This is a genomic window from Sulfitobacter sp. HNIBRBA3233, from assembly GCF_040149665.1.
GTDB lineage: Bacteria > Pseudomonadota > Alphaproteobacteria > Rhodobacterales > Rhodobacteraceae > Sulfitobacter > Sulfitobacter marinivivus.
Map to the genome: position 1 here is coordinate 252,831 of NZ_JBEFLP010000001.1, position 22,589 is coordinate 275,419.

General features: G+C 63.6%; 16 protein-coding genes and 1 tRNA gene. 7 read left to right on the forward strand and 10 right to left on the reverse strand.

From position 1 onward, the window contains the following. Positions 1–19: 19 nt before the first annotated feature. Positions 20–697, reverse strand: a complete 678-nt coding sequence (locus ABMC89_RS01250; protein ID WP_349564375.1) for a DsbA family oxidoreductase — start codon at positions 695–697, stop codon at positions 20–22. Positions 698–887: 190 nt separating this feature from the next. Between ABMC89_RS01250 and ABMC89_RS01255 the strand changes: the two genes are divergently transcribed. Both ABMC89_RS01255 and ABMC89_RS01260 read left to right on the forward strand, forming a co-directional pair. Continuing rightward, positions 888–973, forward strand: a tRNA-Leu gene (locus ABMC89_RS01255). Between the two features lie 213 nt (positions 974–1,186). Next, positions 1,187–2,917 (forward strand): hypothetical protein, encoded by a 1,731-nt coding sequence (locus ABMC89_RS01260; RefSeq protein ID WP_349564377.1) that lies wholly within the window; start codon positions 1,187–1,189, stop codon positions 2,915–2,917. Between the two features lie 22 nt (positions 2,918–2,939). On the opposite strand, the gene ABMC89_RS01265 is transcribed toward ABMC89_RS01260, so the two are convergent. Continuing rightward, positions 2,940–4,214 carry a flavin-dependent oxidoreductase gene (locus ABMC89_RS01265; RefSeq protein ID WP_349564379.1) on the reverse strand — a complete coding sequence of 425 codons (1,275 nt, stop codon included), beginning with the start codon at positions 4,212–4,214 and terminating at the stop codon, positions 2,940–2,942. Between the two features lie 399 nt (positions 4,215–4,613). Here ABMC89_RS01265 and ABMC89_RS01270 point away from each other — a divergent pair, with 399 nt between their 5' ends. Both ABMC89_RS01270 and ABMC89_RS01275 read left to right on the forward strand, forming a co-directional pair. Next, on the forward strand, positions 4,614–6,422 hold the full coding sequence (locus ABMC89_RS01270; RefSeq protein WP_349564381.1) for an autotransporter assembly complex protein TamA: 1,809 nt from the start codon (positions 4,614–4,616) through the stop codon (positions 6,420–6,422). A 5-nt stretch (positions 6,423–6,427) separates the two neighbouring features. Beyond that, positions 6,428–10,573 carry a translocation/assembly module TamB domain-containing protein gene (locus ABMC89_RS01275; RefSeq protein WP_349564383.1) on the forward strand — a complete coding sequence of 1,382 codons (4,146 nt, stop codon included), beginning with the start codon at positions 6,428–6,430 and terminating at the stop codon, positions 10,571–10,573. On the opposite strand, the gene ABMC89_RS01280 is transcribed toward ABMC89_RS01275, so the two are convergent. Then, entirely contained in the window at positions 10,567–11,079 is a 513-nt protein-coding gene (locus ABMC89_RS01280; protein WP_349564385.1) for a flavin reductase family protein, read from the reverse strand. The two genes, ABMC89_RS01275 and ABMC89_RS01280, sit on opposite strands and share 7 nt — an antisense overlap. Before the next feature lie 174 nt (positions 11,080–11,253). Beyond that, complete coding sequence (gene acs / locus ABMC89_RS01285; protein WP_349564387.1) at positions 11,254–13,206, reverse strand: acetate--CoA ligase; 1,953 nt, start codon at positions 13,204–13,206, stop codon at positions 11,254–11,256. 502 nt (positions 13,207–13,708) lie between these two features. On the opposite strand from acs, the gene ABMC89_RS01290 reads away from it, so the two are divergent. The 3 genes from ABMC89_RS01290 to ABMC89_RS01300 all read left to right on the forward strand — a co-directional run bounded on the left by ABMC89_RS01290 (position 13,709) and on the right by ABMC89_RS01300 (position 16,894). After that, a complete protein-coding gene (locus tag ABMC89_RS01290) occupies positions 13,709–14,725 on the forward strand; it encodes a C4-dicarboxylate TRAP transporter substrate-binding protein (protein ID WP_349564389.1) in 1,017 nt (338 codons plus the stop codon). A gap of 139 nt (positions 14,726–14,864) precedes the next feature. After that, complete coding sequence (locus tag ABMC89_RS01295) at positions 14,865–15,494, forward strand: TRAP transporter small permease subunit (RefSeq protein WP_349564391.1); 630 nt, start codon at positions 14,865–14,867, stop codon at positions 15,492–15,494. After that, on the forward strand, positions 15,494–16,894 hold the full coding sequence (locus ABMC89_RS01300) for a TRAP transporter large permease (RefSeq protein ID WP_349564393.1): 1,401 nt from the start codon (positions 15,494–15,496) through the stop codon (positions 16,892–16,894). The genes ABMC89_RS01295 and ABMC89_RS01300 overlap by 1 nt, the downstream gene beginning before the upstream one ends. On the opposite strand, the gene ABMC89_RS01305 is transcribed toward ABMC89_RS01300, so the two are convergent. Genes ABMC89_RS01305 through ABMC89_RS01330 form a run of 6 tightly spaced genes read right to left on the reverse strand, consistent with a single transcriptional unit; the run spans position 16,891 to position 22,493 of the window. Next, positions 16,891–18,009: an AI-2E family transporter gene (locus ABMC89_RS01305; RefSeq protein ID WP_349564395.1), complete on the reverse strand. Its 1,119-nt coding sequence runs from the start codon at positions 18,007–18,009 to the stop codon at positions 16,891–16,893. The two genes, ABMC89_RS01300 and ABMC89_RS01305, sit on opposite strands and share 4 nt — an antisense overlap. Positions 18,010–18,063: 54 nt before the next feature. Next, positions 18,064–19,473, reverse strand: a complete 1,410-nt coding sequence (locus ABMC89_RS01310) for a M20/M25/M40 family metallo-hydrolase (protein ID WP_349564397.1) — start codon at positions 19,471–19,473, stop codon at positions 18,064–18,066. Continuing rightward, on the reverse strand, positions 19,470–20,201 hold the full coding sequence (locus ABMC89_RS01315) for an SDR family NAD(P)-dependent oxidoreductase (RefSeq protein WP_349564399.1): 732 nt from the start codon (positions 20,199–20,201) through the stop codon (positions 19,470–19,472). The genes ABMC89_RS01310 and ABMC89_RS01315 overlap by 4 nt, the downstream gene beginning before the upstream one ends. Beyond that, on the reverse strand, positions 20,198–21,226 hold the full coding sequence (locus tag ABMC89_RS01320) for a ketopantoate reductase family protein (protein ID WP_349564401.1): 1,029 nt from the start codon (positions 21,224–21,226) through the stop codon (positions 20,198–20,200). The genes ABMC89_RS01315 and ABMC89_RS01320 overlap by 4 nt, the downstream gene beginning before the upstream one ends. Beyond that, entirely contained in the window at positions 21,223–21,924 is a 702-nt protein-coding gene (locus tag ABMC89_RS01325; RefSeq protein ID WP_349564403.1) for a creatininase family protein, read from the reverse strand. Before ABMC89_RS01325 ends, ABMC89_RS01320 begins: the two co-directional genes overlap by 4 nt. Continuing rightward, positions 21,921–22,493: a MarR family winged helix-turn-helix transcriptional regulator gene (locus ABMC89_RS01330; RefSeq protein ID WP_349564405.1), complete on the reverse strand. Its 573-nt coding sequence runs from the start codon at positions 22,491–22,493 to the stop codon at positions 21,921–21,923. Before ABMC89_RS01330 ends, ABMC89_RS01325 begins: the two co-directional genes overlap by 4 nt. Between the last annotated feature and the right edge of the window lie 96 nt (positions 22,494–22,589).

Sequence of the window (22,589 nt, forward strand, 5' to 3'; positions counted from 1 at the left end):
CGCTGAGGCTCAAGGGTGCTCAGGCCTCTGCGGGGCTGCGCGCCTCTGCCACGACCTTTTCCAGCATCTGCGCGTAGGTCTCGGCGCCTTGAGCGCCGGTCAGAAGGTACTTGCCCTGAAATACCATCGCGGGCACGCCGCTGATCCCGCGCGAGGTCCAGAATTGCTGGCGCGCGCGGGTTTCTTCCGCGTGGCTGCCGCTTTCCAGAACCTGCCGCGCCGCATCGGCGTCCAGACCGACGGAGGCCGCCACATCGACAAGAACATCCGCATCGGACACATCGCGCCCTTCGGTGAAATGCGCCTCGAAGAGCGCCATTTTCAAAGGATGTTGCTTGCCGTCCTCCTGCGCCCAGTCGAGAAGCTGGTGCGCGGCGAAGGTGTTGACGATGCGGCTGTCGTCCTTGAACTGGAAATCGATTCCGAGGCTTTCACCCAGAGCGGTCATCTGCTTGCGGTTGGCAGCACTCTGCTCGGCGCTGGCGCCGTATTTCTCGGTGATGTGTTCGCGCAGGTTCTGGCCTTCGGCGGGCATGTCGGGATTGAGCTCGAAAGGATGCCAGCGCACGTAGGCCCCCGTTCCGGTCGCGGCAAGCGCTTGTTCAAGCTGGCGAAATCCGATGATGCACCAGGGGCACATCACGTCGGATACGATATCGACCTGAATGACCGGCCCGTCGTTTTCTGTCTGCGCCATCGTCTGCCTTTCCTGATGCGTTACACCCCTATCTCGGCGCATCGGTCGCAGATTTCAAGGCCGCCGGCGCTCAGGCAAGGCGGCCCTACGACCGCCTGCGCCCCGTTGTCCTGCGCTGCGTGAATTTTGTTGCAGATTTTCTCTTGAGCCTGCGTGAAGGTCACGCTAGAGACAGCGCACACCATGGCTTGCGGTCGTGGCGGAATGGTAGACGCGCAGCGTTGAGGTCGCTGTGGGGTAACACCCGTGAGAGTTCGAGTCTCTCCGACCGCACCACATTTCCCTTAGTTATTGCAATTCGGACCGGTGATAGTGTCGGAATTGATTTGGCCCTATCTCGGCCTCTGACGCCGTTCGCCGCGACACGGGGGAATTCGGCCATCACCGGGGTGTTTTCATTCTGTTGCCATCAATAACTGCTTTCCTCCTTTAGTTGATTTGTTAAAATCACGCTGAAGGTTTTGAACTACGCATTGAAAAGCTGTTTTTATGAAGTTGAGATACGATCTCGGATTGAAACTCCATTTTCTGATCGACACCGAACGTTCTGACGAGACGCGCCAACTGATGTCGGATCTTGGGGCGCGCTGCGTGTCTAACAGTGCCGGCAATTTGTACCTGATCGGCGTGAATGGCTACCTGCCTGATGCAGGGGTGCTGATTTCCGGCAGTGTCGTTGACCAAAAACGACTGCTGCAAGGCCCCTTTGTTGTCAGCGACATCCCGAACGGCGCGGGCGACTGGATCGCCGTGCGCTACAGCGAAAACGGCCTGAGGGTTCAGCCCGATGCGTTTTCATGCTCGCCTGTTTTCTATGGCAAGGGATTGGTTTCCAACAGTCTTCTTCTGATCGAACGCGTCCTGAAACAGCGTGGCAGCTTCCGCGTTAACCGGAGTGCGATGGCCAGCTATTTTCTGTTCGAGGCAAGCTATTCCGTTCAGGCATCGACACTGGCGACGCTGATCGACGGGATAGAGATGCTGCAAGCGGGTGCTGTGATTGATGTCGCGAACGGGATTTCGGTGACGGAAAAGAAGCTGGACACCAGCCCGGTCTGCGCGGACGAATACTGGAGCCTTATAGAGAAGGGCGCCGAAGAGGTTGTTTCTAATATCGAAGCGGCAGTTGACAGTTTTCCTGTCGCTGTATCGGCCCTGACCGGCGGGCGGGACAGTCGCGTGATCTATGGGGCGCTGATCGCTGCGGGCTTAGTGGACCGGGTGCGTTTCACCACGTTGGATATCGGTCGCGATCTTGAAGTCGCCACCAGCCTTCTGGGCCGCTTTGGAGGCCGCTTCGAAAAGGACACACCGAATTTCGACGAAGGCAACGGTGTCATAGGGTTGGTCGGGTTCGAGGCTGCGGTTAATGCGCAGATCAGCCATCTCTATTATTCAAATCACGCCATCCAAAAAAGTGTCGCGCCAGTGCGATACGGAAAAGGCTATCCATTTGTTCTTCTGGGGGGAGGAATGGGCGAATGTTACCGCACCGTCTACGCGAACATTCAAAAACAGGTCGACGCACTGGGCGATGACGAAAACCTAGACGATTTCGCGAAGTTGAATCGCTATATCACGGGAAGGGCTGCCGCGAGCAAGGCATGTACCGACACGATTCTATCGGAGCAACGCAATACATTCAGAGCGCTTTCTAGCGACGGCGCGCGGCAGGCCCTCATCTCGCATCACGTGAATTTCAGAAATAAATACCACTTCGGCAATAAGCTTCAGCCAGGTGACAAGAAGGATTTCATGCCAATGCAGTCCGAGACCTTGCTGGATCTGTCGCGGCGGGTACCTGATGCGATCCTCGACGGAGGCCATATCCTGAGCGATCTCGTCCACTATTATTCGCCCGAACTGGCACAGCATGAGTACGACAAACCGTGGCGCCCAGACCGGCCAGCCCACCCGTTCCGGACGGATGGGGACGTCAGTGGCGAAGAGATCAAGGCCGACGCGGGTGCTTACAGCGCCACGCCGGTTCCGGCCCCGAAACCCCAGCGCATGAAACCATCATTCAACAAGCCAAAAAATGGCTTTGATTTCATCCGAAATCAATCTGTCGCGATCCTTGATACGCTTGATGATGACGCGCGGCTGGGCATGCCGTCCGCGTATTTCACCGGGAAGATAGACTGGCTATACAAAGCGAAGGACCGGCGTCTCTACCAGTGGTATTCGAAGTTGAGAATGCTGGATGCGTTCCGGCCATAGGCCGGAACTGGAAGGCGCGGCGCTATTCGGCGGCAAACCGCGCGCCTTGCGGCACAATGGGGGGGCGGTCGTTTGTCTCAGACACGCCGTAGCCCGCGATGCGTTTGTAATTTGCCGCGTGTTCGGCCATTTCCTCGCGGCTGATGACATCCTCGATACGCTCGAAGCGTCCGCCGCTGCGGCGTTCTACCACGTCCAGGATCTTGTCCGGTCCCGCACTGCGGTTGGTCAGCACCATCTTCTCGGTCGCGGGCCGCATTTCGGCCTCGTAGGCCTCCAGCGCGTCCGGTGTCAGCCCGTGTTCCAGAAAGGCCGCGACCAGTTTGCGTGCATCTGTGATGCCGGCCCCCGCGCCGTTCGACCCCACCGGATAGGCCGCATGCGCCGCATCGCCCATCAGTGTCACCCGCCCGAAGGTCCAGCGGGGCAGGGGGTCACGGTCGACCATCGGATATTCAAAGACCTCTTCGGCCGCGCGGATCAGGGCAGGCGCATCCATCCAGTCGAAACGGATCGGCTCGAACGCGGGCAGAAAATCGTCGAGGTTGGCGCGCCGCGAATAGTCTTCCTTGCGGAAGCCCTTCGACGGATCGGTTTGCAGGTTGCAAATCCAGTTGATCGTCGCAAGGCCGGTCTCAGGATCGGGATGGGAGATCGGGTAGACGACGAACCGCAGCCCTTCGTGGCCGATCAGCGCCATGGACGCCCCCGACAGAAACGGTTTGGCCTGCGTGGTGCCGCGCCACAGGATTGCACCGGCCCAGGGCGGCGGGCCCTCGTCCGGCGCGATCTGGGCGCGGATCGCCGAATGGATGCCGTCGGCCCCGATGGCCACGCTGCCGCGTTCGATGCGGGTCTCGCCGTCGCGGCTTTCGAGTTTCAGGATCGCGTCTTTGCCTTCGGTATCAAAGCCGGTCGCGCGCCAGCCCGTCTCGACACACTGTGGGCCGGCACGGTCGAGCAGTTCCTCGTAGAGCATCATGTGCAGGCGCCCGCGGTGGACGGAATAGGCGGGCCAATCGTACCCCGCATCGAGGCCACGCGGTTCCGTCCAGACGTTCAGTCCGTGCTTTGTGTAAAGACCGTAGTCCTTCATGCGGATGCCGACCTCGTCCAGACGATCGCCCAGACCCAGATCGAACAGTTCGCGCACGGCAGTAGGTTGCAGATTGATCCCGACGCCCAAGGGGCGCATGCGCGCGCTCGCCTCGAAAACCTTGAACGGTATGCCGACCTGATGGCAGCTCAGCGCAAGCGTCAGCCCCGATATACCACCGCCAGCGATCAATACTGTCATATCTCCACCCTTCCGTTCGCCACCGCCGGCATTTCCTGCCATCGGACGGTGGTCTTTCGTTCGTTGCCTTGGCACCTTACCCGCAGGCAAACGGGGGTGACAATCCTTCAAACACCTCTCCGTGCGGGGCTGTCCGGCACGGGGTGCGGACAGCGAAAAAGCCCCCGGGTGGTCATTCCGGTGCAATCCGCTAGTCTAATGGGAGGCATGGGCCGGCAAAAACCCGCTGATCCATGGAAGACACTGTGCAGATCGGGATAGATCGTCGCAATGTCTTAAATGTGGTTTGCGTCGCATCATGCGGACGCGATAACGATTGTGGACTGGCGTGTGACTGCCCGCACAACCGAGAGAGCGCTAAAGCGCCCCGACCGTGCGGCACTTATCGAGGAACGGGGCGTGAAGCGAACAGCTGTTTCAACTTGGTGGCAAGGCGTATCCGCACTTGCCTTTTCAGTTTGGGCATCGGGTATCGCTTCGGCGGCGGACGTGTCTCTCAACGGGGTGGCGGACGAGGATCTGCGTGCGGCACTTCGCGGTGGATCGCTTCTGGTCGATCAGACCCTGCTTGAGGAAAACCCGCCGACCAGCGCCGAAATCCTTGCCGCAGCACAGGCCGATTACCGGCGCCTTCTGGCGGTGCTCTACGACAACGGCTATTTCAGCGGCGCCGTGACGATCCGCGTCGACGGCCGCGAGGCGGCGTCCATTCCGCCGGTGCAGCCACCGGGGACGATCTCGAGCGTGGAAATCACCGTCGACGCCGGACCGAAATTCAAGTTCGGGCGCGCGCGCATCGCGCCGGTGGCCGAAGGCACCGAACTGCCCGAAGAATTCGCGACCGGACGGACGGCGAAGCTCAGCATACTCAAGCGCACGGCAGAAAGCGGTGTCGAAGGCTGGCGCGAACAGGGCCATGCCAAGGCCGCGCTGTCGGGGCAGGAGATTACTGCCAACCATCCCGAACGCCAGATCAACGCCGACCTCACGCTGGCGCCGGGCCCGCGCCTGCGCTTCGGACCCCTGACCGTGCAAGGCGAAAGCGATGTGCGCACGCAACGTATCATCGACATCGCGGGTCTGCCGACCGGGCAGGTCTTTTCCCCTGATGAGATCCGCCTTGCCACCGCACGTCTGCGCCGCACGGGCGCGTTCAGCGCCGTGGCGCTGTCCGAGGGCGACGTGGTCGGGCCCGATGGCACGCTGCCAATAACCGCCACGGTCACCGATGCGCCCAAGCGCCGTCTGGGCTTCGGTGCGGAAATCTCGACGCTCGAAGGGCTGACCGTCAGCGCCTTCTGGCTGCACCGGAACCTGCTGGGCGGCGCCGAACGGCTGCGCTTCGACGCAGAGGTCAGCGGTATCGGCGGCGGCACCGGCGGCACCGATTATACCTTCGGTGTCCGGTTCGAGCGTCCGGCGACCTTTAATGAGGACACCGATTTCTACACGCTGGCGCGGATCCAGCAGCTGGACGAGGAATTCTTCTTCTCCCGCCAGCTTGATCTCGAGGCGGGGATCACCCGCTACGCATCCGAAGAGCGGACCTATACGCTGGGCCTTGGCCTGCGCCGCGCGGAGACGCGCGATGCTTTCGGCGAAAACAACTATACCCTGCTGACCCTGCCGCTGAGTGCCGAGTTCGACTATCGCGACAACGAGCTGAACGCGCGTGACGGCTTCTATATCAAGGCCAGCGCCACGCCGTTCCTGGCCCTGTCGGGGTCCGACAACGGGCTGCGCAGCTATGTGGACGCGCGCGCCTACCGCACCTTTGGCAGCGAACGTCCGGTCACATTCGCATTGCGCGGGCAGTTCGGTTCGGTCGTGGGGCCGGATCTGTCCGAGGCACCGCCGGATTACCTGTTCTACTCGGGCGGTGGCGGCACCGTGCGCGGGCAGGAATACCAGTCGCTGGGCGTACCCGTTGGGGCCGACACGGTCGGCGGGCGTTCCTTTGTCGGCCTGTCTGCGGAGTTGCGGGTCGGTGTGACCGACGCGATCAGCCTCGTGGGGTTTGCCGATACCGGCTACGTCGGCGAAGAGGAATTCTACGACGGGTCCGGCGAATGGCACTCGGGGGCAGGCATCGGCCTGCGCTACGACACCGCCATCGGTCCGGTGCGTCTGGACATCGCGGTGCCGGTCTCGGGACCGGAAACCGACGAGAACTTTCAGGTCTACATCGGGATTGGACAGGCCTTTTGATGCGTATGTTACGATTTTTTCTTGTTGTTCTGCTGCTTGCCGGCACCCCCCTGTTCGCGCAGGAAGAGGGCGAGGGGTTTCTCACCCGCCAGATCCAGAATGCGCTGAGCGGGGCAGGCCGCGACGTTGATATCGTGGGATTCGAGGGCGCTCTGAGCTCCTCGGCGTCCTTCCAACGCATGACAATCGCCGACGATCAGGGCGTCTGGCTCACGCTCGAGGATGTGGTGCTGCAATGGAACCGCTCCGCCTTGCTGCGCGGGCGGCTTGAGGTGGAAGAACTCAGCGCCGCGCGGATCGATCTGCCGCGCCTTCCGGCGGGCGAGGAACAGGCGCTTCCCGACGCCGAAGCCACGCCCTTTACCTTCCCGCAATTGCCGGATCTGCCGGTTTCCATCGACATCCAGCGGATCGACATTGCCGAGGTCAATCTGGGCGCGCCTTTGGTCGGGCAGGCGGTGCAGCTGTCGATGACAGCGCGCGCGCAGCTCAACGACGATGGCCTTGACGCCGAGTTCCGCGCCGAGCGCACAGACGGGCGCGAGGGGCGTTTCGAGGTGACCGCAACGCTGGGCCGCGCGGATCAGGTGCTCGACCTCGATATCGTGGCGCGCGAGGCGCCCGACGGGATCGCGGCCAACCTGATGAATATTCCAGACAGACCCTCTGTCGAACTGACGGTGGATGCCGCCGGACCGCTCGACGATCTGGTCACGGATCTGTCGCTTGATACCGACGGTCAGGAACGGCTTGCGGGCCGGATCACCCTGCAGAGCGAGGGCGAGGGCGCGCAGACCGATCGCCGCATCGTCGCGGACATCGGCGGCGACATCACTGCCGTGGTTCTGCCCGAGTACCGGGAGTTCTTCGGAACGGACGTCTCCTTGCAGGCCAACACGCTGATTGAAGGGTCCGGCGCGATCGAGGTCACCGACCTGTCGCTGCGCGCCGCTGCCGTCGATCTGGCAGGCCGTATCCGCCTGTCCGAGGAAAAATGGCCCGCCTTCATCGACATCGAAGGGACAGTCGCGCGCGCCGACGGCGCGCCGGTGCTGCTGCCCGGTGGCGGTGGCGACACGACGCTGGACCGCGTCGTGCTGAACATCGACTACGACGTGAATGACGGGGATGCCTACGAGGCCGTCTTCGACATTTCCGGTCTGTCGACCAGTGCGGGCGACATCGACCAGACGACGCTGCGATCCACCGGCACGCTGACCGGCGCGAACGGCGGTGTGGGGCAGTTGCGCGGCGCCGTGAACTTCGCCGCGGGCGGCATTGCGCTGACCGATCCCGCCCTTGCCGAAGCGGTCGGGCAGGAGGTCGAGGGATCGGCCGAGATCAACTACCTAGTCGATCAGCCCTTCCGCATTTCCAACCTCGATCTGTCGGGCACGGATTACGCGCTTGCGGGCAATGTGGCGCTGTCGGGCGTTGGTGTGGGGCTTGAAACCACACTCGATGCGCGGTTGACCGCAAGCGACATCAGCCGCTTCTCGGCGCTGGCGGGGCGTGAACTCGATGGGTCCACCTCGCTCAGCCTTGACGGGACGATCACACCGCTCTCCGGTGAATTCGATCTTGCGGCGACCGGCACGACCGAAAACATCAAGACCGGCATCGCACAGGCCGATGCGCTGCTGGAGGGGTTGACCGAAATCACGGTGAACGCCTTGCGCAACGAAAACGGGACCTTCCTGCGCGATCTTGAACTCAACAATCCCGCGCTGCGCTTTACCGGCTCGGCCGAACTGGCGACGGGCAATTCGGCTGTCACCGCCGATCTGCTGTTGCGCGATATCGGCACTGTGCTGCCGCAGTACGAGGGCGAGGTCCGCGTCACCGGCACCGCGAACCAGAACGCCGAAGGCTGGCGTGTCGACGTGGATGCAAACGGGCCCTACGATGCGTCGATCACGGTTGACGGGCTGGCCACGGGACCGGATGCCGATGTGACATTCGCCGCCCGCGTGCCCGAACTTCAGCGCTTTTCCGAAGCGGTGCAGGGGCCGCTGGTGGCAAACGGAACCCTGCGCCAGACGCCCGAAGGCTACCTGTTGCAGACAGACGCAAGCGGGCCCTATGACGCCACCGCGCGTATCGACGGGCTGGTGGCACCGCGGGTCAACATCGGTTTCGATCTGGCCGTGCCTGAGGCGGCGCGTATCGCCCCGCAGGTCGACGGGCCGATCCGCGCATCGGGCCGCCTGCGCCAGACGGCGGAGGGCTTCGAGATCGAGACCGATCTCAACGGCCCGTTTGACGCGACCGCCAGTGTCGAAGGTGATCTGACGCCCGCGCTGAACGTGGATTTCGAACTTACCATGCCGAACGTGGGTGCCGTCGCACCTCAGGTGAACGGTCCGCTGAACGCCACCGGCAACCTGCGCCAGACAGAGCGCGGATTCTTCATCGACACCGACGCGCGCGGCCCCTACGGCGCGCGTGCGCTGGTCGAGGGGCTGGCGACCGGTCCGGATATGTCACTGACATTCGATGTGTCGGTGCCCAACGTCGCGCCGCTGGCGCCGGGGATCAACGGTCCTTTCGCGGCCACCGGCGTGGTGAACCAGACGCCGCAGGGCATCCGGATCGACACAAACGCCAACGGTCCCTACAGCAGCCGCGCATCGGTGGAGGGGGTCGTGACCGGCCCTGACGCTGCTGTCGATTTCTCGCTGGCGATGCCGAACATCGGCCGGATCGTTCCCGACATCAACGGCCCGCTCGACGTCGATGGCTCAGCGAACAAGACCCCTGCGGGCTGGCGGCTGGACACGAACCTGCGCGGTCCATCAGGAACCCGTGCCACCGTTGCCGGCGTGGTCGAGGATGGCGGCGCGCTGGATCTCGATATCGCTGGATCGGCGCCCCTGGGCCTTGTGGGGCCGTTCATCGCGCCCCGTAACCTTCAGGGTCAGGCCAATTTCGATCTCAGCGTGAACGGCCCTGCCGCACTTGGATCGGTGAGCGGGACGATCCGCGCAAGCGGCGCGACGCTGACCGCACCTAACCTGCGCCTTGCCCTCGAAGGGATCGACGCGGACGTGCGTCTGTCCGACAGCCGTGCCACGCTGGATATCAGCGGACAGGGCACCGGCGGCGGGACTGTCGCGGTCACCGGCGGCATCGGGCTGGGCGGCGGTCTGCCCGCCGATCTGGCGATCCGCCTGCAAAGCCTCGTGTTGCAGGATCCGCGCCTTTACCGGACATCGCTGGGCGGCAACATCAACCTCAACGGCCCGCTGACGGGGCCGCGTCGCGGAACGATTTCCGGCAACATCGACGTCGGGGAAACCAATGTCAGCGTGCCCTCTACCGGCCTGACCTCTATCGGGGATATTCCGCCGATCGACCATATCGGCGCCCCTGCCGATAACCGCGCCACACGGTCGCGCGCCGGTCTACTGGACGAGGACGGCGTCAGCGATCCGACGGCCAACACCGGCGGGAGCGGTTTCGGGCTGAACCTCGTGGTGAACGCACCGGGCCGCATCTTTGTGCGCGGTCGCGGATTGGACGCCGAGCTTGGCGGCACGCTGCGCCTGACCGGCAGCACCGCCAGCACCATTTCGTCGGGGCGGTTCGACCTGCTGCGCGGGCGGCTCGATATTCTGGGCAAGCGGTTTGATCTGGTCGAGGGATACGCCCAGTTCCAGGGCGATTTCGTGCCCTTTATCCGCTTTGTCTCCAGAACCACGACCGAGGCCGGAGAGGTCAGCGTGATCGTGCAGGGGCCGGCGGATGCGCCCGAAGTGAACTTTGAATCCAACCCCTCGGCGCCGCAGGACGAAGTGCTGGCGCAGCTTCTGTTCGGGCGCAACATCTCCGATATCTCGGCGTTTCAGGCGCTTCAGCTTGCCAATGCGGTGGCAACGCTGGCCGGTCGCGGCGGCACAGGGATCGTGGGCAACCTGCGCAACCAATTCGGTCTGGACGATCTGGATGTGACGACCACCGAAGACGGCGAAACCGCCCTGCGGGTCGGCAAATACCTGACCGAGAACATCTATACCGATGTGACGGCGGCCTCCGACGGAACCGGCGAGGTGTCGTTGAACCTCGACATCACGCCAAACCTCAAGGGCAAGGCGACGCTCGGATCCGATGGTGACAGCTCTTTGGGGATCTTCTTCGAGAAGGATTACTGATCGGGGTTGAACCGGCCGAACCGACCGCGTTTGAACAACAGCCCGTCGCGATCGCCGCCCTGCAACGCCGCCGAGGTCACTTGACCGATGATGATCGAGTGATCGCCCGCGGGATGCACGGCGTAGCGCGTGCAGTGGAACGTGGCGAGGCAGCCTGACAGCGTCGGCGCGCCATTCGGGCCCTTGTGCCAGTCGTGGGGGGCGAAATCGTGCCCCTGCGCGGCGAAATGCTCGGCGACATTGCCCTGATCCTCGCGCAGGACGTGGATGCAGAAATGTTCGGCCTGCGCAAAGGCATCGTGGCGCTTGGACCGTCGTGCGGCAGACCACAGGACCAGCGGCGGCTCCAGCGATACCGAGGAGAAGGAATTGGCCGTCATGCCCAACGGCCCGCGCGCGGTCTGAGTTGTCACCAAGGTGACGCCCGTGCCGAATTGTCCGAACGCGCGGCGCAGCACGTCGGTGTTGTCGGTGTCGGGTGTAAAACTTTGCATCTCGTCGCTCATGGGGGCGAGCGGTGCCATGCGGCGCGGCTTTTGTCCAGACTTGCCAGTGTCGCGCGACCGCGCTGCGGCGACTTGTCTACACGGGCTGCCCGCGCAGCAGGCATGGGCGGATCACCGAAAAAAGGGGCCGGTGACTGGCACCGGCCCCTCCGTGGTCTCGCGCGGCAAGGCCGCTCAGCGGTTCATCCGGTTTTCGATCAGATCGTCCACAACGGCAGGATCGGCCAGTGTCGACGTATCGCCGAGTGCGCCGAAATCATCCTCGGCGATCTTGCGCAGGATGCGGCGCATGATCTTGCCGGAACGGGTCTTTGGCAGGCCCGGTGCCCACTGGATCAGATCCGGCGAGGCGATGGGCCCGATTTCCGAGCGGACCCAGTCGCGCAGCTCCTTGCGCAGCTCTTCGGAGGGTTCGCGCCCGCCCATCAAGGTGACGTAGCAATAGATGCCCTGTCCCTTGACCTTGTGCGGGTAGCCGACGACCGCTGCCTCTGCCACGGCCTTGTGGGCGACGAGGGCACTTTCGACCTCGGCGGTGCCCATGCGGTGGCCCGACACGTTGATCACATCGTCGACCCGCCCGGTGATCCAGTAATCGCCATCGGCATCGCGTTTGCATCCGTCACCGGTGAAATAGTAACCGGGATAATCCGCGAAATAGGTCTTCTCGAACCGGTCGTGATCGCCCCAGACCGTGCGCATCTGGCCCGGCCAGCTGTCGGCGATGCACAGCACGCCCTCTGCGGGGCTTTCGGTGATGATCTCGGCTGTGGTCGGCTCAAGCACCACGGGTTTGATCCCGAAGAACGGTTTCATCGCCGAGCCGGGCTTCAAGGCGTGTGCACCGGGCAGGGGGGTCATCAGGTGGCCACCGGTTTCGGTCTGCCACCATGTATCCACGATCGGGCAGCGCCCGCCGCCCACGACGTTGTAGTACCAGTTCCATGCTTCGGGGTTGATCGGCTCGCCCACGGTGCCGAGAATCCGCAGGCTGCTCAGATCGCATTTGGTGACGAAATCGTCGCCTTGCCCCATCAGCGCGCGGATCGCTGTCGGCGCGGTGTAGAACTGGGTGACCTTGTGCTCTTCGCAGACCTGCCAGAACCGCGAGGCGTCGGGGTAGGTCGGCACACCCTCGAACATCAGCGTGGTCGCCCCGTTGGCCAGCGGCCCGTAGACGATATAGCTGTGGCCGGTGACCCACCCCACATCCGCCGAACACCAGTAGATGTCGCCATCGTGGTAATCGAAGGTGATCTCGTGGGTCATCGCGGCGTAGACGAGATAGCCGCCTGTGGTGTGCACGACGCCCTTGGGCTGACCGGTGGAGCCGGAGGTATAGAGGATGAACAGCGGATCTTCGGCGTTCATCGCCTTGGGCGCGCAGTCTGCCGAGGCCTCGGCGACCAGCGCGTTGTAATCGTGATCGCGTGCGTCGTTCCAGGCCACATCCGCGCCGGTGCGCCGCACGCACAGGCATTTCACGCTGGCATCGCAGTTGGCCAGCGCCTTGTCGGCATTCGCCTTCAGCGGCGTGTTGCGCCCGCCCCGCGGGGCTTCGTCCGCGGTGATGACAACCTTCGCCTCGCATCCGTTCACCCGCGCCGCCAGCGCGTCGGGCGAGAAGCCCGCGAAGACGATGGAGTGGATCGCACCGATGCGCGCACAGGCGAGCATGGCATAGGCGGCTTCGGGGATCATCGGCAGATAGATGATGACCCGGTCACCGCGCCCGACACCAAGATCGCGCAGCACATTGGCCATCTTGGACACGCTGGCGTGCAGATCCTTGTAGGTGATGTGCAGGGCGGCCTGCTTGGGATCGTCAGGCTCCCAGATGATCGCTGTCTGGTCGCCACGCTTTTCGAGGTGGCGGTCGATACAGTTGGCCGAGACGTTCAGTTCGCCGTCGGCGTACCAGTTGATATTCACGCGACCGAGCGTGAAATCCACGTCCTTGACCTGTGTGAACGGTGTCATCCAGTCGACGCGCTGGCCCTGTTCCTTCCAGAAGGCTTCGGGATCGTCGATGGATGCCTTGTACATCTTGTCGTAGGCCGCAGCGTCCACATGCGCATTCTTGGCGATGTCGGATTGTGGCGGATAGGTTTTTACCTTTTCGGACATGTTGGGGTCTCCTCCTTAGGTCTTTGCGCCCCTTTTACGGGTCCGCTTGTTTTTCTTCTTGTGCCGCAGCGTAAGCTAAGGTTTTCGCGAAGGAAACCGGCAGGAGCGACGGGGTGGGGCCATTTTGTAAAGATATTTCCGAATCTCGAAGCGGTTTGTAAATCCCTGTGCCGGGGGCAGGCGGGGTGCGATTTCGCGCCCCATTGTGCGGATTTTCGGACAGTCAGGGATCCAGCCGGCTTTTGACTCCGGCGGATGGATCCTATAAGTTTCTGAAACTTAGGGGATATTCCGGTTTTCGCGCCACCAGATGCGCTTTGACTTGAAACTCCCGCTAGGTCAGGCTTTGCTTCGCGGCATCCCGCAGCACGCGGGCACGCCTGTCACAGTCGCAAAGCGGAAGCTGTCGGAGGAGGCCGCGAGGCCGCTGAAATGAACATGCACCGGCCTTGCGCCGCCACGACAAGAAACGGACAGACGTGAAACACCAAGGGAGAGACCAATGAACAAATTCGTACTAGGCGCCGTCGCCAGCACCGTGTCATTCGCCTTCGCAGCCGAAGCGATGGCGACAGAATGGAACGTATCCGTGTGGGGCAAGCGCCGCGCCTTCACCGAGCACGTCGAAAAGATCGCCGAACTGGTATCCGAGAAAACCAACGGCGAATTCACCATGAACGTCAGCTACGGCGGCCTGAGCAAGAACACCGAGAACCTCGACGGTATTTCCATCGGCGCGTTCGAGATGGCGCAGTTCTGCGCGGGCTACCATCAGGACAAGAACCGCCTGATCACCGTTCTGGAACTGCCGTTTCTGGGGGTCGAGAACCTCAATCAGGAACGCGCGGTATCGGCCGCAGTCTATGCGCACCCCGCGGTGGCCGAGGAAATGGCCGAGTGGAACGCGAAGATGCTGATGACCTCGCCAATGCCACAGTACAACCTTGTCGGCACCGGTGACCCACGCACCACACTCGAGGACTTCGAAGGCATGCGCGTCCGTGCGACAGGCGGTCTGGGCAAGGCATTCGAAGCTGTCGGCGCTGTGCCCACCTCCGTGACCTCGGGCGAGGCCTATCAGGCGATGGAATCCGGTGTTGTCGACACCGTGGCCTTTGCCCAGCACGCGCACCTGAGCTTTGGTACGATCAACCAGGCCGACTGGTGGACCGAGAACCTCAACCCTGGCACGGTGAACTGCCCTGTGGTCGTGAACATCGACGCCTACGAATCGCTGTCGGATGAGGAGCGCGAGGCGCTCGACAGCTCCGTCGACGAAGCGCTGGATCACTACATCGCGAACTACAACGAACTGCTCAAGCGCTGGGACGAAGTGCTGGCCGAGAAGAACGTCGAGAAAGTGACGATCGCGCCGGAAGTACTGGAAGAGTTCCGCGCCGTTGCTGCAGCGCCCGCGCGCGATGCGTGGATCGCCGACATGGAAGCACAGGGCCTGCCCGGTCAGGAACTGTACGACCTGGTGACGAAAACGCTCGAAGACGCGAAAAGCGGCAGCTGATACGGATTGAATGTACCGTCCGGTATACGGGCGGTGCATATCCGGTATAGAGGTTGTGACATCAACATGATGGCCCGCTGAAGGGCCACGGCCCGGGGCGCCGCGCGCGCCCCGGTCAGTCTTGAACGGGGAGGGGACCATGGCCGGATCAGGTGCGGTGCTGGAGGACAGCAGCACGCTCAGCAAACTCGACAGGATGCTGTTACCGTTGGAGCGTTTTTGCGCGCTGTTATCGGGGCTTGCGATTTTCTCGCTGATGTTTCTTGCCGCCTACTCGGTGACGGGGCGCAAGTTCTTCGGCTCTCCGATGATGGGCTATATCGACTATATCGAGGCGGCGATGCCGGTGATCGCGATCATGGGGATCTCCTATGTTCAGCGTGACGGCACGCACATCCGCATGGATATGCTGGTCAGCAAGCTCAAGGGGCGGATCCTGTGGCTGTTCGAGCTGATCTCCGTGCTGCTGATCTTGCTGCTGATCGTTTTTCTGACATGGGGCGCGTGGGAACATTTCGACCGCTCCTTCGACTGCGCGCGGCCGCTGTGTTCGCGTGACAGTTCCATCGACGTGGGCCTGCCGATCTGGCCGAGCAAGCTGGTGGTGCCGATCGCCTTCGCGGTGCTGGTGCTGCGGCTGCTATTGCAAAGCTGGGGTTTCGCGCGTGCGCTGGTTCTGGGGCTGGAAAACCCCGTGGCCGTCCCGCTGAACCTGACCGTGGCCGAGCAGGCAATGCTCGAGGCCGAAGCGCTTGAGGGAGCGGACTGATGGAACCCATTGAAATCGGCATCTATGTCTCTCTGGGCATGCTCGTCTTTGTCATTCTTGGCATGCGCGTGGCCTTCGCCGCCGGTCTGGCGGGTTTCGTTGGCCTTGTCTGGTTGCGCTGGAACGGGTTCGACTACGATCCCGCCCGCTTCTGGAAAGCGGTCGAGATCAGCACCAAGATCGCCGGGCTGACGCCGCACTCCAAGGTGTCGGCGCAGGTGCTCAGCCTGATCCCGGTCTTCATCCTGATCGGCTACCTTGCCTATTACGCCAAGCTGACGACGGCGCTGTTCGAAGCGGCCAAGCGCTGGATCGCATGGGTGCCCGGCGGGCTTGCGGTCTCGACCGTCTTTGCCACGGCGGGTTTTTCGGCTGTGTCGGGTGCGTCGGTTGCCACGGCGGCGGTCTTTGCCCGTATCGCCATCCCCGAGATGCTGAAGATCGGGTACAACAAGCAGTTCGCGGCCGGTGTCGTTGCCGCCGGCGGCACGCTCGCCTCGCTGATCCCGCCCTCCGCGATTCTGGTGATCTACGCCATCATCGTCGAGCAGGATGTGGGCAAGCTGCTGCTTGCAGGGTTCATCCCCGGCGTCTTTTCGGCCATCGTCTACGGCACTATGATCATCGGTATCGCGATGATCTGGAAGAACGTCGGCCCGCCGGTCGGCGGCTTTACCATGCGCGAGAAGCTGGAGAGCCTGCCTGCCGCGCTGCCCATCGTTGCCGTGGTCGTGATCATTATCTTCTTTGTCTACAACCCCTTCGGGGACGCATGGGGCACGCCGACCGAAGGCGGCGCCGTGGGGGCGTTTATCGTGTTCCTCATGGCACTCTATCGCGGCATGCGCTGGGGCCAGCTGAAAGAGGCGCTTCTTGAAACCGCCAAGCTGACGGTGATGATCTTCACCATCATCTGGGGGGTTCTGATCTACGTGCGCTTCCTCGGCTTTGCCGAACTGCCCGCAGCCTTCGCCGACTGGATCACCTCGCTCGATATGGCGCCGATCCTCATCTTGATCTGCATCCTGCTGGCCTATGCCGTCCTTGGCATGTTCATGGACGCCATCGGAATGCTGCTGCTCACACTGCCGGTCGTCTACCCCGCCGTTATGGCGCTCAACGGCGGAGAGCTTGTCTCGGCCGCCGACAGTGCTTTCGGGATGTCGGGTCCGATGTGTGCGATCTGGTTCGGTATTCTGGTGGTCAAGATGGCGGAGTTCTGTCTGATTACCCCGCCCATCGGTCTGAACTGTTTCGTGGTTGCCGGGGTGCGCGATGACCTGACCGTGCAGGACGTGTTCAAGGGCGTCACACCGTTCTTTATCGCGGATGGCGTCACGATCGCGCTGCTGGTGGCATTCCCGGGTATCGTCCTGTGGCTGCCGTCGCTGGCAGGCTAGGCGAGGGTCGCCGGTTCATCCTCGGCGGCTTCGTCCGCGCCGAGATCTTTCTCCGAAAGATCCGGCGCGGACCCTTCCAGAAAGTTGCCGATGATCTTCAGCGCCGAGACGTTTTCGCAGACCACCTTGAAGACCACCAGAAACGGCACGGCGACCAGCGCCCCCGCCACGCCCCATAGCCAGCCCCAGATCACCACGGTCAGAAAAACCGCGACCGTGTTCATCCTGAGGCGTCTTCCGACAAGATAGGGCGTGACGAAGTTACCCTCGACCGTGGTGAAAATCGCGTATCCGAGCGGCGCCAGCAGGGCATAGCCGATCGGGTCGAGGTTGATGACCGCATAGGCGGCGGTCAGGGCAATGCCTATCGCCGCGCCGATGTAGGGCAGGTAGTTCAACAAGAATGCGAGAATGCCGAAGATATACCACCCCGGCAGTCCGATGGCGAAAAGATACGTCCCCACGCACAGGCCAAGGGCCGCGTTGATTACCGTGATGGTCAGCAGATACCGCGAGACCCGTTTCTCGACGTCATAGACGGCGGCAAGCGCGCGTTTCTTCCCGGTAAAGGTCTGGAAAGATTGCACCAGCTTGATGTAGAACAGATTTCCCGACGACAGAAGGAACAGGGCAAGGATCAGCGTGACCATGATCGTGCCGCCGACCTTCGCGCCCGAACTCATGGCGCTTGCCAACAGACCGGGTTGTTCCACCACAACTTTCTGAGGGGCTTCGGGGCCTTCCGCTTCGTTGAGCTTGCCGACCTTTTCGGTCGTCTCCTGCACATCCTTGACGGTGTCGGACATGCCGCGCAGCTTGGCCTGAAGTTCCGCGCCCATGCGCGGCAGCTCGTCCGACCAGCTGGCGATCGTCCCGGCGGAGGCCGCCGCGAGCGCCAGTATCACGACACCCGCAAGCCCCACGAGCAGCACGGCGGACACGCCGCTGGGGATACCGGCGCGGCCCAGGCTGCGCGCCACGGGGCTGAGGGTAAGTGCAAGCAGGAACCCCAGAATGATCGGAAGGATCAGATCCTTGGCGAAGTAGGCCGTAACGAAAACTGCGATAAGACACAGCAGTTGCAGTGACCTGCGGATCGAACCGATATCTTCCAACGCTTTTCCCCCGCTTGGACATCTAAGACATAACGTCGCAAGGGGCGGTTTGGTTCACACCGCCCGGAAGGCCGCGAAATCGCGCGGGTCCATCGCACCGACCCGGCGCAGCACCGCGCACCAGGCGGCGAGCCCTTCGCGGATGGACGCGGCGCGCAGGAATTCGTTTGGCGCGTGGAAATCCTCGTCCGAGGTCGAGAAGGAAAACATCACCGTGTCGATCCCGAGGTTCTGCTTGACCATGTTCACCAACGGCAGCGATGCCCCGATGCGCACGTTGCGCGGCCGTTGCCCGTGGACCTGCTCCAGCGCGTCGGCGCAGGCCGCGAGAAGGGGATGATCGGGCGGCACGGTCGCGGCATCGGTGGCGGCACGCGCGTCGAGGATATCGAGGGTGCTGCCCGCAGGCGCGCGCGCGCGCAGGTCCGCGATCACGGCGGCCTGTGCAGCCGCGGCGTTCTGGCCGGGGGCGATGCGCATGGTGATCTTGGCGTGGGCCAGACAGGGGGTGACGGTCTTGGCGCCTGCGCCTGTGTGGCCGCCCCACATACCGTTCACCTCGACCGTGGGGCGCAGCCACAAACGCTCCAGCGTTGAATATCCCGCCTCGCCCCTGGGCACGCTGCCCAGAGCCCCTGCAAAGGCCTGCGCGTCGAAGGGGACCTCGTCGAGCGCTGCGCGCTCTGCCTCGGAAGGTTCGGGTATCCCATCGTAAAAGCCGGGACAGGTCACGCGGCCGCCGGCATCGTGCAACCCGGCCAGCAGCCGCGCCATTTCGTGCAGGGCGTTGGGCACCGCACCGCCGTAGCGGCCCGAATGCAGATCCTTGGCTGCCGTGCGCAAGCGGATTTCGAACCCGCCGTTCCCGCGCGATCCGACGTTGAGCGACAACAGATCCGCACGCCAGCGTGCCCCGTCCGCCGACAGCATCGCATCGGCGGCGAGCAAGTCGCGGTTCTGCTCAAGGATGGCGGGCATCGAGGGGCTGCCGGTTTCCTCCTCGCCCTCGATCAGCAGCTTGACGTTGACGGGCAGCGCACCTTCGACCGCGCGCCACGCCGCAAGAGCGTGCAGCGCGATCAGCAGCGGCCCCTTGTCATCGGAGATCCCGCGCCCGTAGAGCCGCCCGTCGCGTTCGGTCATGGTGAAAGGCGGGCTGTGCCACAGCTCCAGCGGTTCGGGCGGCTGCACATCGTAGTGGCCGTAGACCAGCAGCGTCGGTTTTCCCGGCGCGTGCAGCCAGTCGGCATAGATCGCCTGCTGCCCGCTGTCGGTCGGGCCCAGACGGCGGATATTGTCAAAGCCCGCCTCGGCCAGATAGGCCTCGATCAGGGCGCGGGCGGCTTCCATCGCGGGGGCCTGTTGCGGATCGGCGCCGACCGACGGCAGCGCCACGAACCGTGCAAGCATGTCGCGGAACGCGGGTTCGCACGACAGCGCGTGGTCGGTGACCGGATCGCTCATGTGACGCCCCCGTCAACGCTGAGGATCTGGCCGCTGATCCATTCCGCCGCATCCGAGCACAGGAAACCCACCGCCTGCGCGATGTCTTCGGGACGGCCCAGCCGGCGGGTGTGGATGCGCGACAGCAGCGCGCGCTGCCCGTCGGCCCCCATCGCGTCCCACTGCCTTTCGGTGGCGGGGTTGGAGCGCACGAAACCGGGCGCCACGGAATTCACAGTCACGCCCTGGGGCCCGAATTCGAGGCTGAGCTGCTTGGTCAGTCCGACCAGCGCGTGTTTGGCAGAGGTATAGGCTTGTATCCCCGTCAGGCTGGGCCGCAGCCCCGCCCCGGACGAGATTGTCACGATGCGGCCCCATCCCCGCTCTGCCATGGCGGGGGCGCAGGACTGGGCCAGAAAAAACGCGCTGTCGACATTGGCGGCAAAGATCGCGCGCCAGTCCTCCTCGCTCACTTCCACCAGCGGGCGACCCGTCTGGCCCCGCACCCCGCCAGCGGCGTTGACGAGGATGTCTGGGCGCGCGGGCAGGGCCGCGACCATCTCTGCCACGCTGTCGCGATGCCCCAGATCCGCGGGATAGGCGGGCAGCCCCAGCGCGCCCGCCGCGTCATCCAGCGCGGTGCCGGGCATATCGGTCACCCGCACGTCATATCCCGCATCGACAAGTTGCCGCGCGATGGCAGCACCGATACCGCCGACTACGCCGGTCACAAGGGCGGTGCGGGTCATGGTGCGGTCTCCAGAAGCCGTGTCAGTTCGTGAAACGTTTCCTGAGACTGCGGGCGTTTGCCGTCCTCGATATCGTGGATCAGATCGACCAGGCGCGCGGTCAGCGGGGTCGGGATACCGTGGGTGCGCGCGATCTCGACCACCTTGCCGACTTGCGGGTCCACTTCGGTCCGGCGCTTGCGCACCGCAAGATCGCGGTAGATGCCGGTGTGGGTCTTGGCGGTCTTCGAATTGAACTCGGCCAAAGCGGCCAGCGATGCCCGCGCGTCTGCCTCCGTCGCTCCGGGCAGGAAGGCCGCAGGGTCGTACCCGTTGAACCCGCGCGGGGTGACCCCTTCGGCATGGGCCGTTGCCATCACCTCGCGCGCCAGCGCGATCAGCGCGGGCCCGCGGGCGGGGTCGGCGAAATTCTCGGTCATGCTGTCATGGGTGAGCGCCGTGGCAAAGAGCATCACGCCGTAGCCCATCTTGCCCCAGAGGTAGGCAAATATGTCCTCGGTCAGCACCGCGTCGGGTTCGTAGTGCTTCAGCAGGCTGTGCATCGCGCGGGTGCGCTCGCGCGAAGCGCCGTCGATTTCACCCACGACAACCGCGCCGCGATTGCCCAGAAGGATCTCACCCGGTGCGGTCCAGTCGGCCCCGAAGTTGACGAAAGCCCCCATCGTGCGATCCGCCCCGGCACGGGCGGCGATCGTGTGTTCGTTCAGCCCGTTCTGCGCCGACAGGACGTACCCGTCGGAAGCCAGATGCGGCAGCAGATCGTCCAGCGCGGCCTCCGTGGCCTGCGCCTTTACCGCAAGGATGATACGGCGGTAGGTGCCTTCAACCGCATCGGGGGTGACGCAGGGGACGACCTGGGTGAATTCCTCGACCGGGCCCGCGATATGCAGGCCGGTGGTCGAACAGGCCCGCGCGTGATCGGCCACGATATCGACCATCCGGACCGGCACACCGGCCCGCGCCATATAGGCCCCCAGCACACCGCCGATCGCACCAGCACCCCAGATCAGTACCTCTTCGCTCATCCCCAGGGTCCTTCCAGCGCTTCACGGGTCTCGGCCACGCCGATCTCCCAGATCTTCATCATCTCCTCGTCTGGACGCTGCCATGGGCCCCCGAAAGAGCCGTCGCCCAGCACCTCGCGGGTCGCGGCCGGCGCACTCGCTTTCATCGCGGCCATGTCGACGGGAGGCTTTTCGCCCTCGGGCGCGGGCGCATGGGCCAGCCGCGTCCAGGGATAGTTTTCCATCCAGTTGGCATGGCTGCCGGTCGGATCCGTTTCCAGCACAGCCGACATCGTGCGCGGCGCGCTCCACCAGTTGTGGAACTTGATCGACATGTCGGGGTGTTCGGCCATCAGCTCTTGCGCCAGCGCCCCCACGGGGTTGTTGCCGCCGTGGCCGTTGACGATCAGCACCCGCCGGAACCCCGCACGGCGCACCGACGCGATCACATCGCGCATCACCGCCAGCAATGTCTCTACCCGCAAGGAGATGGTGCCGGGGTAGGCGTTGAAATAGGGCGCAAGGCCGAAGGGCATTACGGGAAATACCGGTATGTCCAGCGGCGCTGCCGCCTCGACGCTGACCCGTTCGGCCAGAATCATGTCAACGCACAGCGACAGCTGCGCGTGTTGTTCGGTGGACCCGATCGGCACAACGCAGCGCGGATCACGCTTGGCCGCGCGCTCCACGTCCTGCCAGTTCATTTCGGCGATTTTCATGCGCTCGACTTTCTTGGTTTGGAACTTGTTTCGGGCAGGGGCAAATCGCCCGCCCAGTCTTGTGCGGCCATCACCACCTTCGACAGCAAGCCGCTGAGGATCTGCCGCTCGGCACTGTCGAGCGCGGCCAGCATGCGCTGCTCCTGCTGGGTAAAGACCTCGACCGTTTCGTCAAAGAGCGCCCAGCCCGAATCGCTGAGATGCAGCGCCTGGCTGCGCGCGCCGATGGCGGCCTCTCCGCGCCGTTCGATCAGGCCGAGCTTTTCGAGCCGTTTGATCGCCCGCGACAGCGTGTTCTTGGGGAAGCCCGAGGTGCGCGAGATATCGCGCGCCGTGCCGCCTTCGGACAGGGCCAGAGAATAGATGCAGACATATTCGGGACGGCTCAGCCCATAGGCCTCGCGCACCCAGTCGTACAGCGCGCCGTTATAGCACAGCCCGAGATAGTTCAGCCGGAACGAGATCGGGCAGGGATTTTTCCACAGCTTCGCGTCCAGCATCGGGCTGGGGGTGCCTGTCGCGTCGGACGCGATGGTGTCGCCCGGTGCGTGTTCCTGTTCTGCCGACATCTTGCGCGGCTCTCCCCTCGGGTGAATGAAAATTGAACAAAGTTCCAAATGGAAGTTGACACACACTGTAAACCGCAGCAATTTTGAAAAACAAGT